The organism is Hymenobacter telluris, from assembly GCF_017313265.1.
GTDB lineage: Bacteria > Bacteroidota > Bacteroidia > Cytophagales > Hymenobacteraceae > Hymenobacter > Hymenobacter telluris.
In genome coordinates, this window is sequence record NZ_JAFLQZ010000008.1 from 12,842 (window position 1) to 26,517 (window position 13,676).

At 58.3% G+C, this 13,676-nt stretch carries 12 protein-coding genes; 5 read left to right on the forward strand and 7 right to left on the reverse strand.

Annotated elements, in window-relative coordinates; all coding sequences use genetic code 11:
- Positions 1-4 precede the first annotated feature (4 nt).
- From J0X19_RS13195 to J0X19_RS13205, 3 genes are all read right to left on the reverse strand, one after another.
- Positions 5-1,405, reverse strand: a complete 1,401-nt coding sequence (locus J0X19_RS13195; RefSeq protein WP_206984840.1) for a hypothetical protein — start codon at positions 1,403-1,405, stop codon at positions 5-7.
- Between the two features lie 31 nt (positions 1,406-1,436).
- The gene (locus J0X19_RS13200; RefSeq protein ID WP_206984841.1) at positions 1,437-2,903 is read right to left on the reverse strand and encodes a cellulose synthase family protein; all 1,467 of its coding nucleotides are present in this window, start codon (positions 2,901-2,903) and stop codon (positions 1,437-1,439) included.
- Between the two features lie 157 nt (positions 2,904-3,060).
- Complete coding sequence (locus tag J0X19_RS13205; protein WP_206984842.1) at positions 3,061-3,753, reverse strand: glycosyltransferase family 2 protein; 693 nt, start codon at positions 3,751-3,753, stop codon at positions 3,061-3,063.
- 224 nt (positions 3,754-3,977) lie between these two features.
- Between J0X19_RS13205 and J0X19_RS13210 the strand changes: the two genes are divergently transcribed.
- The 4 genes from J0X19_RS13210 (at position 3,978) to J0X19_RS13225 (ending at position 7,960) form a co-directional block, all read left to right on the forward strand.
- A complete protein-coding gene (locus J0X19_RS13210; RefSeq protein ID WP_206984843.1) occupies positions 3,978-4,529 on the forward strand; it encodes a hypothetical protein in 552 nt (183 codons plus the stop codon).
- A gap of 108 nt (positions 4,530-4,637) precedes the next feature.
- Complete coding sequence (locus J0X19_RS13215) at positions 4,638-5,633, forward strand: alpha/beta fold hydrolase (protein WP_206984844.1); 996 nt, start codon at positions 4,638-4,640, stop codon at positions 5,631-5,633.
- Positions 5,634-5,753: 120 nt separating this feature from the next.
- Entirely contained in the window at positions 5,754-6,959 is a 1,206-nt protein-coding gene (locus tag J0X19_RS13220) for a M50 family metallopeptidase (RefSeq protein WP_206984845.1), read from the forward strand.
- 92 nt (positions 6,960-7,051) lie between these two features.
- Positions 7,052-7,960: a polysaccharide deacetylase family protein gene (locus J0X19_RS13225; protein ID WP_206984846.1), complete on the forward strand. Its 909-nt coding sequence runs from the start codon at positions 7,052-7,054 to the stop codon at positions 7,958-7,960.
- Between the two features lie 58 nt (positions 7,961-8,018).
- Here the strand turns inward: J0X19_RS13225 and J0X19_RS13230 are convergent, their stop codons facing one another.
- From J0X19_RS13230 to J0X19_RS13240, 3 genes are all read right to left on the reverse strand, one after another.
- Complete coding sequence (locus J0X19_RS13230) at positions 8,019-9,404, reverse strand: 4Fe-4S binding protein (protein WP_206984847.1); 1,386 nt, start codon at positions 9,402-9,404, stop codon at positions 8,019-8,021.
- 159 nt (positions 9,405-9,563) lie between these two features.
- Positions 9,564-9,833 (reverse strand): hypothetical protein, encoded by a 270-nt coding sequence (locus J0X19_RS13235; RefSeq protein ID WP_206984848.1) that lies wholly within the window; start codon positions 9,831-9,833, stop codon positions 9,564-9,566.
- Between the two features lie 68 nt (positions 9,834-9,901).
- The gene (locus J0X19_RS13240) at positions 9,902-11,275 is read right to left on the reverse strand and encodes an NAD(P)/FAD-dependent oxidoreductase (protein WP_206984849.1); all 1,374 of its coding nucleotides are present in this window, start codon (positions 11,273-11,275) and stop codon (positions 9,902-9,904) included.
- A gap of 427 nt (positions 11,276-11,702) precedes the next feature.
- On the opposite strand from J0X19_RS13240, the gene J0X19_RS13245 reads away from it, so the two are divergent.
- Entirely contained in the window at positions 11,703-12,116 is a 414-nt protein-coding gene (locus tag J0X19_RS13245; RefSeq protein ID WP_206984850.1) for a hypothetical protein, read from the forward strand.
- Positions 12,117-12,204: 88 nt separating this feature from the next.
- Here the strand turns inward: J0X19_RS13245 and J0X19_RS13250 are convergent, their stop codons facing one another.
- Positions 12,205-13,665: an APC family permease gene (locus J0X19_RS13250; RefSeq protein ID WP_206984851.1), complete on the reverse strand. Its 1,461-nt coding sequence runs from the start codon at positions 13,663-13,665 to the stop codon at positions 12,205-12,207.
- Positions 13,666-13,676: the final 11 nt, after the last annotated feature.

Sequence of the window (13,676 nt, forward strand, 5' to 3'; positions counted from 1 at the left end):
TTCGCTACGCTCTGGCGGATTGATTTTCAACGGGGAGAGGAGCTATTTTTCCACGACTGGCCATATCCCACACCAACACGGCCAGCACCACCAGGTATTCCAGCGCCAGCAGCCCAAGGTTTTCGGTGTAGGCGCTGGTTTGGTAAGCCGCGTAGGATAGCACAACCAGGCCCGACCATACCAGCGCAAAACGATACGGAGTGAATACGCTCAGCGCCACCAACGGCACTAAGTACCAGGGGTGAACCACCGTGGCATTGAAGTAGTACACGGCCAGCATAAGCAGCAGCGTACGAGGCAGCCGGGCCCAGGTAAGTGGCTTTTCCCGCCACGCCAACCCCAGCGCAAAGCTGGTGGTAAGCAAGGCCAGCGCCGGCCCGATGCGGGCAATTTCGTTGTAGGTCGTGATACGGTAGCCGATGGCTCGGAGCACGTAGTACACACTGGCGTTGAACTCGAACTTGCTGAAGTACAGTGTCAGGCTCCGGCTGATATTGCGTAGCAAATCGAGGGAAACGAACGGCAGGAAAATCAGCAGCAGCGTGAGGGCAGCCAACACACCGTAGAGTATGGTCCGCCGCCAGCCCAGCCGCCGGACCAGCAGTGGCAGCAGTAGTAGCGGCAACAGCTTGGTGCCCACTGCCAGCCCCAGCGCCCCCGCCGATAGTTGCCACCGGCCCCGCACCAACAGCCACAAAGCCAATAAAGTCAGGCAAATCATCAGGCCCTCAAAGTGCAGATTGCCGGTCAGCTCCACTAGCACCAAAGGGTTGAGCAAGTACCACAGCGCCCGGTGCGCGGGCAATTGAAAAGCACGCAGCAACCTGATAAGAAACACCGCCATAGCCCCTTCGGCCAGCAGCAGCACCAGCCGCATCAGCAGCACGGCGCCTTGTTCATTAGTCGGGAATAGCCCCGCGGCCATGCCGTACACCAGCTGGCACACCGGCGGATATACCGAGTAGTAATGCGGGGAATTCAGCTTAGGATAGAGAACCGTTAGCTCGGTTTTCACTGAAACCGGACTCTTACCGAAAAGACTATCGGCTGCCGGGGTAAGGGCCCGGCGTGTGCTGGCCTCGGCCACCAGCTCGTCGGGGCGGTATTGGTAGGGGTTGACGCCTTGCGCTACGAGCAGGCCGTCCCAGCGGAAACGGTGGTAATCGTCGGAGAAGGCGGGAAGGGCCGGCAGCCACAACAGGCGCAGCAGCAGGGCCGCCAGCAACCCGGCACGCAGGGGCAAACCCGTTTTTAGTAGGACAACATACAAGCCAAACGCCACGGCCATTAGCCCCGCTAGTTGGCCGAAATGGGGGCGGGGGGTAGCATACGCCAGTGCCGCGTAGGCCAGCGCCGAGAGCAGCAAAACCAGCGCGTGCAGAAGACGGATACGGAGGGTAGGCAAGGCAACAGGGCAAGTTGAAGCGGGACGGAACCTAGTTCCGGTGCCGCAGGGAGTAATAGAAAATCAGGCTGTAGCCGACGGTGAGCATGAGGTGGAACGGAAGCAGGCCCCAGTCGCCGAAATAAAGCCCTGCCGCAATACCACCGGCAAAGTACAGCGCCAGTAACCCTTCCAGAATAGTAACGCCATCGAGCAGGGAACCGGTGCGGTAGCGGCGGCCCCGCCACGTGCCCTGTCGGCGGACCAACCCCAGCTTGGGCGTCCGGATGAAAGCCGATTGCCGGCCCAACCACCCCAGTACCACCGCCCGCGCGTTGTGCAGCGTCAGTCCCATCGACATCGACAAGAACAGCAAAAACTTCGGCGCAAACCGCCAGCTTGAAGCGCCGGGCTTGTCGAGTTGCCAGCTGCTATAGTAATAATAGATAAGGGGCACGAAAGCCAGCAGAAACACCGAAGCCAGCTGCAACAGCGGCTTGAGCTGCGGCAAATCGGCCCGCACAAACACCAGCGGCACGCTCACCACGGCCATCAGCAGAATAGCCACAAACACGCTGCTATTGAGCAGATGGAATGCCGCGTGCAGCTTGGTGGCGGCCGTTTGGTTGGAGCGCAGCACCGTGCCGAGGTGCTTGCGGGCGGTTTCGGCAGCGCCCTTGTTCCAGCGAAACTGCTGCGACTTGAGGGCATCCATAGCAGCTGGTAGCTCGGCGGGGGCTACCACCTGGGGCAGATAGCGGAAGCGCCAACCCCGTAGCTGGGCGCGGTAGCTCAAATCCAGGTCTTCGGTGAGGGTATCGGTGTGCCAGCCGCCGGCATCTTCAATGCAGGTGCGCCGCCATACGCCGCCGGTGCCGTTGAAATTGATGAAGTGCCCACCACTAGTCCGGCCTACTTGCTCCAGATAGAAGTGCGCGTTCAATCCAAACGCCTGCAATTCAGTGAGTAGCGAATAATCTTCGTTGAGGTGGCCCCAGCGGGTTTGCACCACCCCAATCTGAGGCGCATCAAAATAAGGCAGCGTGCGGCGCAGGAAGTCGGGCTCGGGCACGAAGTCGGCATCGAAAATGGCAATGAACTCCCCGTTGGTTAGCTCCAGCCCGTGGCGGAGCGCACCCGCTTTAAAGCCCTGGCGGTCGGGGCGGCGCACGTGGTCAATGCGCAGGCCCTGGGTTCGGTAGTGAGCCACGCGGGCGGCCACTAAGCCCACGGTTTCGTCGGTGGAGTCGTCGAGGACTTGCAGGTGCAGCTTGTCCGGCGGATAGTTGAGGGCGGCGCAGGCATCAAGCAGGCGTTCCACCACAAACACTTCGTTGTAGAGCGGCAATTGCACCGTCACGCGCGGCCACGAAACCGGCGCGGCTGGCTCGGGCGGCAACCCCTGCGCATAAGCCCGCAGCGCCAGCCGGGTCAGCTGAAACTGCGTGAGACTGAAGCCCAGGATAAACACCAGACATAGCCCGTAGAGCACCAGCAGCGTGATTTCAAGAAAGAGCATTCTGTTTTGTAAGAAGCTAGGAGCTAAAAGCAGGAAGCGAGGAGGTAGAAGCTGAAGGAGAAAAGGGAGTGAAAGAAGGAAGCAGAACCGGAAGCGGAGGGCGTCACGCACAACTTCTGTCTTCTAGCTCCCAGCTTCTACCTCCTTGCTTCTTCCCTCACAAATAGCGGAAAATAGTCCAGAGAATCTTGTAGCCGGCACCCAGCGTGCCGCGTACCGTGCCCGATACTTTGCTGACACCGATGCGGCGGCGGTAGCGCACGGGCACTTCGGTGCTGCGCAGCTTGAGCTTGGCCGCCTTGAGCTGCATTTCCACCGTCCAGCCGTAGGTGGTATCCTGCATACCGATACGCTGCAAGGCCGTAGCCCGGATTGCCCGGAAGGGCCCCAGGTCGGTGAATTGCGCGCCGTATAGCCGTTTGAGGAGCGTGGTGGCCAGCCAGTTGCCGAAAATCTGCTGGGGCAGCATCGAGCCGTCTTCGCGCTGGCCCAGGGCGCGGGAGCCAATGACCATATCCACCTCGCCGCACAAAATAGGGGCTAGCAGCAGCGGCATTTCCTCGGGGTAGTCGGAATGGTCGCCGTCCACGAACACAATAATATCGGGCTGCTCGGCGGTGGGGCGGGCAAAGCAGCGGGCCATGCCAGCCAGGCAGGCGTGCCCGTAGCCGGGGCGCGGCTCGCGCAGTACGGTGGCCCCAGCCGCGCGGGCTACGGCACTGGTTTGGTCGGTAGAATTGTTGTCAACGACGATAACCTCGCGCGCCAGGCCCGCCGGAATTTCTGCTAGCACCAGCCCTATCGACTGCTCTTCGTTGTAAGCGGGAATGATAACGTCAATCAGGGGCATTGGGCGAGAGAGAAGGCGGGAGGAAACTAACCGGCAGCCGCAACCGAAGTTGCATGCAGCCGCAAACTGCAAAGATGAGGTTTGAAACTTCAGCAAGCTGAGCTTCACGGAATTTTCACTGTGAACTAGCACTTTCACCGCGGTAATTCTGTACGGCAAGCTCGACAATTCGGTATCTTCGCCCCAGAAATTTCAGATACTGAATGGGGGCTTTACAAACAGATATGCTGCAACGTGCCCAGCGCAAGCGCCGGGTGGTGTCGTTGCAAACCAGTGGGGGGCTGTTTCTGGGTTACGTGCTCAGCCACAACCCCGACGTGCTGGTGCTGCGCACCATCACCCGCCAGGGCCTGCTAACCGGCGTGCGCACCATTGGCCTCACTACTATTTCGCAGGTGCACTTCGACGACCGGTACGTACGCCTGATTGAGTTCAAGGAGCATAACCCCGAGGCCGTATATGGCCTGCCCACTGCCCCCGACGGGCTGGAAAATCAGTATCTGACGGTGCCGGTGCTTTTGCAGCGCGCCCAGGAAGTACACCAACTGGTAATGCTCGAAACCCAAGGCGACAACGACCTGTACGGCTACGTGCTGCGCCTTTCCGAAGACGAAGTATTACTGGAAGTGTACACGCAGTACGGCGAAACCGACGGCCGCACCGTGCTCAACGTGGATGATATCCGCAGCGTAATCTGGAGCGACGAGGACACCCGCACCATCGAGCTGCTGCTGAAGCAGCACGGCCCCGCCGAAGACAAGGCAGGAGGGGAGTAAGGCCCTTCAAAGCAGACCGTCGGTGCTTCCAGGCATCGGCAAAAAGCAGATATGTTCATCCAGCCAGCTGGTTTTGCGTAAGCGGGCTTGAATCCATCTGCTTGACTTATGCGCTTTCCCTGCCTCCTGCTACTGTTGCTGCTTGCTCTACCCTTCTCCAGCCGGGCCCAAACGCCTCCGCCGGCTCTCAACGCCACGCTCGATGGCTACGAGTACCCGTTTCCGGTGCAGCTACTGCCGCTGAAAGTGGAAGGCCAGCAGCTGCGCATGGCCTACATGGACGTGCCAGCCAGTGCCAAAGCCAACGGCCGCACGGTGGTGCTGCTGCACGGCAAAAATTTCTTCGGGGCATATTGGCGCGAAACCATCAAGGCTCTGTCGGCAGCTGGTTTCCGGGTGGTAGTGCCCGACCAAGTAGGTTTTGGCAAGTCGGATAAGCCGGATATCCACTACTCTTTTCACCAGCTGGCCCACAACACCAAGCACCTGCTTGATACGCTGGGCGTGCGGCGGGCCGTAGTGGTAGGCCATAGCATGGGTGGGATGCTGGCCACCCGTTTCGCGCTGCTATACCCCGAGGCCACCGAGAAGCTGGTGCTCGAAAACCCCATCGGGCTGGAAGACTACCGCGTAGGCGTGCCGTTTCAAACCATAGCCCAGGCCGAAGCCACTGAGCGCAAAAGCACCGAGGAAAGCATCCGGAAGTACCACGCCACTTACTATCCCAACGGCTACCCTAAGGCCCACGACGAGTGGCTGCTACCCCTGGCCGCCCAAACCCGCCACCCCGATTTCCCACGGGTAGCCCGCGCCAACGCCCTCACCTTCGACATGATTTATCAGCAGCCGGTGAGCTACGAATTCAGCCGGGTAGCCGTGCCCACGCTCCTTATCATCGGGCAAGCCGACCGCACGGTGGTGGGCAAAGGCCTCATCAAAGACCCAAAAGTGCTGGCTGCTATGGGCCAATACCCCGCTTTAGGCCAGCGCACCGCGGCCGCCATCAAAGGCGCCAAGCTGGTGCCGCTACCGGGCGTCGGGCATATTCCGCACCTGGAGGCCACACCACAGTTTCTGGCGGCGCTACTGGCATTCGTGCGGTAAGTAAGGCGTCTGGCAGAGCACGTTAGGCGGTGGTTTTCTGCTGTTCGTCGGCTGATGGTTGAAGGCTTGCTGAAAATTGCGTAGTTCGGTTTTTTATTGCTTTAGCCGCTACCGAACTACGTGGGAATTCTACTCGCTTTCTTAGGAATAGCTATTCTGTTTTTGCTGTGCCGACCAGTTATATCATTGGTACATGAGTTAGGCCACGCCACAGCAGGGCGTTTGTTGAGCGGCCAGCCAGTAACTGTATTTGTGGGTTCCTATGGTCAGGTGGAAGATAGCCTGAAACTACCTCTAGGACGAACTTCCCGGCTGTACGTCCGCTGGAATCTGCTTAAGTGGTCGGGCGGATTATGTAAATTCAATGATCCGCTGCATGGTCTTGCTGGGTTTTTGATGATACTGGCCGGGCCAACCATGCCTGTAGTAGTGGCTACTGTACTGGTGTGGTGGGCTTTCAAGTACGATGCCAACGATTTACTACGGGTGTGGAGCTTATTTCTGTTGATCTTAGCAGTGCCTTCTATGCTTTGGAATCTGGTTGCCAGTTCCTCCCTGGTACTACTGGCCGATGGTTCCCACACTACCAACGACGGCAACCAGTTACGGATACTGTGGCAGCGGCGGCGCTGGCCTGCTGCTTACACACAGGCGCTGCTAGATTACTATGAAGGCCATTACGCAACAGCAGCCCCGGTTCTTGTCCACCACCTCAACCTGCCTTTCAATCAGGAAGACAACATTCGTATGGCCCTTTCGGCGCTTATTCAAACCAACGAGTACGAGCAAGCCCGCGAAATCCTTGAGAAGTATGGTAACCGCTACCAACCAACGGCAAACGACCTAGTTAATCAAGGAGTGATAAAAGCGCATTTCAATGAGTTAACGGAGGCATTCAGCTGCTATGATCAGGCGCTTGCGCTGGCTCCGGATAACCATTTCGCCTTAAACAACCGAGGCTACACCTACATTAGAGCGAAGCGCTACGCAGAGTCAGTGGCCGATTTTCGCCAGGCTTTAGCCATAGATTCTGAGTTTGCGTACGCGCATGCCAATTTAGGACTGTCCCTGATTATGCTCGACCAAGCAACGGAAGGGCTTGAATGTATCCACCGTTCTCTGGCACTCGATGACACCAATTCGTATGCCTACCGCAACTTGGGTATCTATCATTTGCAGCGTGGTGAGTTAAGCGAGGCTCAACAACAGCTCGACCGTGCCTGGCAGCTTGATCCGCACACCGACTTGCTGAGTGACTATCGTAGGCAGTTGCAGGATTTGATGGAAGGTGCAAGCAACTGCCGCGCAATTGTTCCGTCCAGTTAGCCAGCAAACTACGTAAGCACTTCGAGCGGTAAGCTGAACCTTCGGGTGCGAGGTGCTAAGTTGCGCGCCCATTCCAGTGACCGTTCCTTTTTATGTACAAAAAATCTTTGCGCTGGCTGCTGCCTTTGCTGTTGCTAGTGTGGGCGGCCGAGGCCCAACAACGGCCAGTTGCCCCGAAACCTGCCGCCGTTCAACAGCGGCCGGCAACTCCTAAAAAGCCGGTTCGGCGTCCGGCAGTTCGCCCCAAAACCACCAAGCCCGCCCCGAAACCGGTAGCGCCCAAGCTGGAACAGGCGGTGGTAGTGAGCGTGAGCGACACCATTAAACGGCGTTTTATTGTGCCGCAAGTGCAAATGGCGAATGCCGCCGTAGCCGCGCGTATCAATCTGGGTCTGGCCGATGCTGCTTTGGGGGAGGATTTGGAGGATGTGCCCCAGCCCCTCACGGCCTTGGCCGCTATTGAGCAGGCGCACATTGAGTTTGAAGCCGGTAAAAGCGGGTTCACGGAGTCGCGCTACGAAGTGCTCTACAACGACCACAACCTGCTGTCGGTGGAGTGCATATCCGAATATCTGGGCGCGTACCCTTCCACCGTACGGCGCCACGCCACCTTCGATTTGCGTACCGGCCGCCTGCTGGAAGTGCGCGACCTGATTGCTGATACCGTGGCCCTGCGGCAGCGTTGGCAGCAGTCCATCAACCGGCGCGTGACTGAGCACCTACGCACCCTACCCAACGAATACCCCCAACTCACCACCGACTCGGTCTTGTTGGCCGATGTAAAGCAACGCCTGTATTGGAATGACAGTCTCCACGCGGTGGAACTGCTGCCGGAAGAGCCTCGCTTCTACGATTTCGCCCTCACGCCCTTCGGTCTGATGCTGTACTACGACTTCGGTTTCCCCCATGTCATCCAGGCCTTGCAACCCGACCTGAATTACCAGTTCCTCTACGCCGACCTCAAGCCCTGGCTGAAACCCAAAGGACCGTTGGAGTTTTGAGGTGAATGGATGATTGAATTTCCGTCTAGTCATTTCAGGAATTCACCTAATCACCCAATCAACTCAGTATCCGCAGTGAGTCGGGGTGGATGAGTGGGCTGGCTTGGTAGCGGCCTTCGCGCGGGCCATTTTCGAGGTTGAGGACGCCACGGGGGCAGGCTGTGCTGCACAAGCCGCAGCCCACGCAGGCGGCCCGGATGATGGGCTCCCCGCGCTGGGCGTACTGCTTGACGTCAATGCCCATCTCGCACACGTTCGAGCAGTTGCCGCACGAAATGCACTGCGCACCGTTGGTGGTGATGCGGAAGCGGGAGAAATGCTTCTGCAACAACCCCAGATACGCCGCCATCGGGCACCCGAACCGGCACCACACCCGGCTACCCAGCAAAGGGTAGAACCCCACCCCAATCACGCCCGAAAACACCGAGCCGATGGCAAAGCCATAAGCTCGGGACAGTGGATCGGTGATGGGTTGCAAGGCAGGCACTGCGCCCGAAGCGGCCAGCCATAGCAGCGCCGTCAGCAGCACAATCAGCACCAGCACCGTGTAAATGATGCGTACTTCCCAACGCCAAGCGGTGCGGCTTTTGTCGGAGAGGTGGCGGTAAGGGTCGCCGGCGGTTTCGGCGAGGCCGCCGCAGCCGCACACCCACGAGCAATACCAACGCTTGCCGTAGAAATAGGTGAGAATAGGCGTGCCTATAAAAGAAATAGCCGCACCCCAGAACACCATAAACACCCCCAGTCCCGGTCCGCCATCTTTCAGCAGGTACCCCACGGTGCCCGGAAACAGGTAATCGTATTTCAGGGGCCAGAAATAGCTGAAGTAATACTCGGGCCGCTGAAAAGCCAACAGCAAACCCGGCAACAGAAAGGCAAACCCCAGCTGAAAGAACATCACCGAAGCCGTGCGAATACGCTGGTACGGTGAGTGGCGGTATTTCCACAGGGCCCGCCCGCCCATTATCAGCACGGCCAGCGTGTAGAAAGTGCCGTACAGAAACCACTGGTCGGATGGCTTGTGGCGCAGGGCTTGGCTGAACGGGTCGAGGGCGTGCACCAACTGGTTGAGTGGCCCGAAGTTACCCTGGTCGTCGGGGCTGCTGAACCAGTAAAGCACCACGTAGAAACCGGTGAGCACCACGGCCGTCAGCCAGGCTATGGCACCCCGCCCAGTGCTGCCGCGCAGCCACAGATTATCCTGCCGTACTCCCGCCGGTTGGTGCCCAAACTTCCACCAGGCCCAGCCTAGCGTACCAATGCTGATCAGCGCCAGCGCCACCCAGAAGCAAATTTTAGCCCGCTGCGCATCGGCGTCGAAAGCCACTGTAGCCAGCGCAACCAAACCCACCCCAACACCCGTGAGCAGCGCTTTTTCAACGCCCGATGTGTGTGGAACGGGCGGCGGCGTTAGGATGAGGGGAGAGGTAGACGTGGAACTCATAAAACGAGAGGTAATAGATGGCCGCTGAGCGGTACGCACTTCACTGGTTTGCCTTGGCGCAACACCCGTTCCAGAGCGTGAGTCGTGCTAATGCTGTGTGCTGACCTTTAGAAGCTTAGCTAGGAAGTGAAGCAGTGAAAAAGGGTCTGACGAACTGAGCTAATGCAGATGCTCGTCATGGTCGTCATCGTGGTCATGGTCATGATGGTGGTGGTGGTGCGGAGCGTCGGGCTTGCCGAACAGGTTGAGGAGCGTCCCACCTAAGTAAAGTGCCGTCCAGCACACGTACAGCCAGTTGTAACCCACCGGAGTGGAGTTGGTGAAGTAGTGCAGAATCAGGTGGGCTCCGGCACTCATTACCAACCCCGTGACGGCAATAAACTGAAAGCTGTTGAGCGCGCTGGGGCGGTATAATTTGTTGAAATCCATCGGGGGCAAGTGAAAGCCTATGGCGTTGGCAAGTGAAAGTAGCCTTTATTGAGAATATGAAAACCGTACTAACGGCCAGAGGACGGTACGGTTGAGAGGCCAGCCAATAGCTGCCAACGACTCAGCAGGCCGCGGCGCCGTTTCAGCGTTACGGGGTGCGCTGGAAACTGCTCGTTGAATTGCCGGATAATAGCGGGTTCGTGCTGCCGGAAAAACTCCGGGTCGAAATTGGCGGCGCTCAACTCCTGCAAGACAGTGTGCACGGGCGTACTGGTTTGCAGCCAGGTTTGCCACACATCGTGGCGCTGCCGCAACCCCATAGCATTCATCCCCGTGACGGCAAAGTTAGCGTCGGGCCGGAAGTTGATGCGTAGCGCATGCCAGGTGGTTGGGTGCTGCCAATAGAACGACTCTTCGCCCGCCACTGGCACTACGGGCACGCGGCCGTAGATCTGGTATTCCAGATTAAAAAACTTGGCTGAGTTGAACCAGGCACCGCGCCGGTAAGGCAGCGGCTGGCCGCAAATAGTATGGGCCACGGTTTCGCCCTGGGCGCGGCCAGTGTACCAGAGCTGCTCAATGGCGGTTTCGTTGGCTCCTGGCTGGCGGTGCTGCGCGCAGTCGCCGGCCGCAAACACGCCGGCGGCACTGGTTTGCAGCAGCTCATTCACCAGAATGCCCCGGTCGGTATCCAGGCCGGCGGTTTGTGCCAAGGTTAGGTTGGGCGTTACGCCGGTGGCTATGCCCACCCATTGCGCTACTAACTCTTCGCCAGTGGTAGTGCGCACGGCCCGCACCCGGCCCTCGGCATCGGGTAGCAGTTCGGCCAACTCGGTGCGGTACCGGACGTTGATGTGGTGCGCCTGGAGCTGCTGGTTCACCAGTTCGGCTTCGGGTTTGGGCAGTACGGAGGCCCAATAGTGCTCGTCACGGACCAGCAACGTAACCTGAATGCCGCGTGAGTGCAGCATTTCGGCCAACTCAATTCCAATCAGGCCCCCGCCCACTACCACGGCGTGCCGGATGTTGTGCGTTTCGCGGGCCATTTTAGCCAGGTCGGGCAGAGAGTATAGTCCTTGCACTCCGCGCAGGTGCTGGCCCGGCCAGTTGGCAAAGCGGCTCACAGAGCCCGTAGCCAGCAAGAGCTGGTCGTAGGACAGGGTGTGCTGGTTGCTTAAAAGCAGCTCTTTGCGCTGCGTGTCCAGGCTGGTGGCAGTGGCATACACCAGTTCCAGACGGTTTTCCTGCCAAAACCAATCTTCATACGGCTTGATGTCTTGATAGCGCAAATGGCCCATGTACACGTACATCAGCGCCGTGCGGGAGAAATGATGGGTGGTTTCGTCGGATACAATGGTAATCCGCGCCTCCGGGCGTAGGCGGCGAGTGGTAATAGCTGCCGTTACGCCCGTAATTCCATTGCCGATAATAACTAAGTGCATAGGCGAAAAAGATACAACGGGCAGCTCAATGACCCGCCAGTTAGCATGAGAATTGGAAGGAGCCGAACCATCAACACTGCTGGAAACACGCAGCCCACAATTGCTTAGGAAACATAGGCTGCTGGCAGACGATACCACGCTTACAGTGAAGGTGCCCTATACAAATCCTGCTGAGATGTATAAGTTTGAATACTTTATACTGTAGCTACATAATTAGTCTATTGTATTGGCTTTCAAGTATTTTTTTATTGGTGCACTGTAAATGAGTGTTCTGAACGGGTTGCCGGCTAGCTGTGAGGCCTGCCAGGCAATGGGTAACCGGTTGAAAGCGTGCTGAACAACGCGCGCTACGGCTTGTGCTATACAACTTCACTATCATCGGCGCGTAAGAGAAACCAGGTAGTACCTCACCTCAATTCTCACGACCATGATACTAGATAAATTGTTCGGTAAAGACGAAGTCAACGATAACGACAAAGAAAACAGTGAAATAACGGACAACCAGCCCGGACCCTACAACGAAGAGCTGGAAAAAGAAAAAGACTACAAAGCCGACCAAAGTAATGGCAAAGAAGCCAACGACCCTTCGGCTCAGCGCAACACCGGGGCCCAGGGCTACACCCAGCGCAGCAACCAGAAAGACCAGCTAAACAACTTACACATTGGCGGCAGCGAAACTGAGCCGCAGGGCGGCAACGACCATAGCAACTCAGGCGAAAATTCCAGCGGCCCCGGCTTTGAGTCGGAGGGCAGCGTTGAGCTGGACCACCAGCTACGTACCCGCGACCAGAAATTCGGGGAAAGTACTCCCAGCGGCCCTGCAAAACCAGTAGAAGATTAGCCTACCGGTTCAGTGCTGAGAGCAACAAAAAAAGCCGCACCGAATACCGGGCGCGGCTTTTTTTTGCTCTCAGTTGCTGCATAGCGCTTTATTGAGGAGCGCCGAACCGCTTGCCAAACAGGAAGTACACCGGTACGCCGAGCGCCACCAGCAGCAAGCCCATACCCGAGTCTTTGGCAGTAGCCGGCGACACGAGCAGCACCACGCAGAAGGCCGACGCCAGCACCACGTATAGTAGCGGAATAACCGGGTAGCCCAGCGCACGGTAAGGCCGCGGCGTGTCGGGGCGGGTGCGGCGCAAGATGAAGATGCCGATGATGGTAATAACGTAGAACAGTATCACCGAGAACATTACGTAGTTCAGCAACTGCCCATACGAGCCCGACATGCACAAGCCGCAGGCCCACAAGCACTGCGCCCACAGTGCCACGCCCGGTACGCCAGCCTTGTTGAGGCGGGCCATACCCGGAAAAAACAGGCCGTCTTTGGCCATGGCGTAGTAAGCCCGGGCACCGCTCAGAATGATGCTGTTGTTGGCCCCAAACGTGCTGATCATAATCAGAACGGCCATGACGTACGCCCCGGCCCGGCCCAGTATGCTTTCGGCTACGGCGGTGGCTACCAGGTCGTTGTTGGTGTACATGATGCCCCGGCTCACCACGTCGGTGGCGGCGGCGGTAGGGTCGCCGTGCAGGGGCAGCACCAGCAGATACACCAGGTTGATGAGCAGGTACAGCGCCGTAACGATGCCCGTACCAATGGCCATGCTCAGCACGATGGTCCGCTCGGGCCGCACAATTTCGTCGCCGGAAAAGCCGATGTTGTTCCAGGCATCCGAGCTAAACAATGAGCCCGTCATGGCCAGCCCAATGGCACCAACTAGGCCCCAGGTGCTCAGCGGCACCGACTGGCCGGTGGGCGAAAAGCTGGCCGCCCGCCACATATCATGAAAATTGAGGTCCACGGCCTGGTCATTGATGCCGAGGGCCAGCCCAAACAGAATGAGCAAGGCCAAGGCAACCAGCTTGGTGCTCCCGAAGATATTGGAAATCAGCTTGCCCCCGCGCACTCCGCGCGAGTTCACCCACGTCAGGCCCACCAGCATAAGAATGGCCAGCAACTGCACCGAGTTGAAATGAAACGACCCGATGCTGAACAAGATATTCGTTTGGCTGAACCACGGCAGCAACACGCCGGTGAAGCGGGCAAAGGCCACCGCCACGGCCGCAATTACGCCGGTCTGAATCACCAGAAACAACGACCAGCCGTAGAGAAACGCCACCAACTTGTTGTAGGCCTCGCGCAAATACACGTACTGCCCGCCCACCTTCGGAAACATGGCTGCCAGCTCGCCGTAGCTCACGGCCCCGGCCAGCGTGATAAATCCCGTCAGGACCCAAACCACCAGCAGCCAGCCGCTGGAACCTACCTGCCGCGAGATGTCGGCAGAAACGATAAAGATACCGGAGCCAATCATGCTGCCGGTTACAATCATGATGGCGTCAAAGAGCGTAATGGCCCGCTGAAAGTGGCCTTGTGGTTCGGACATAAAGGAAGAGT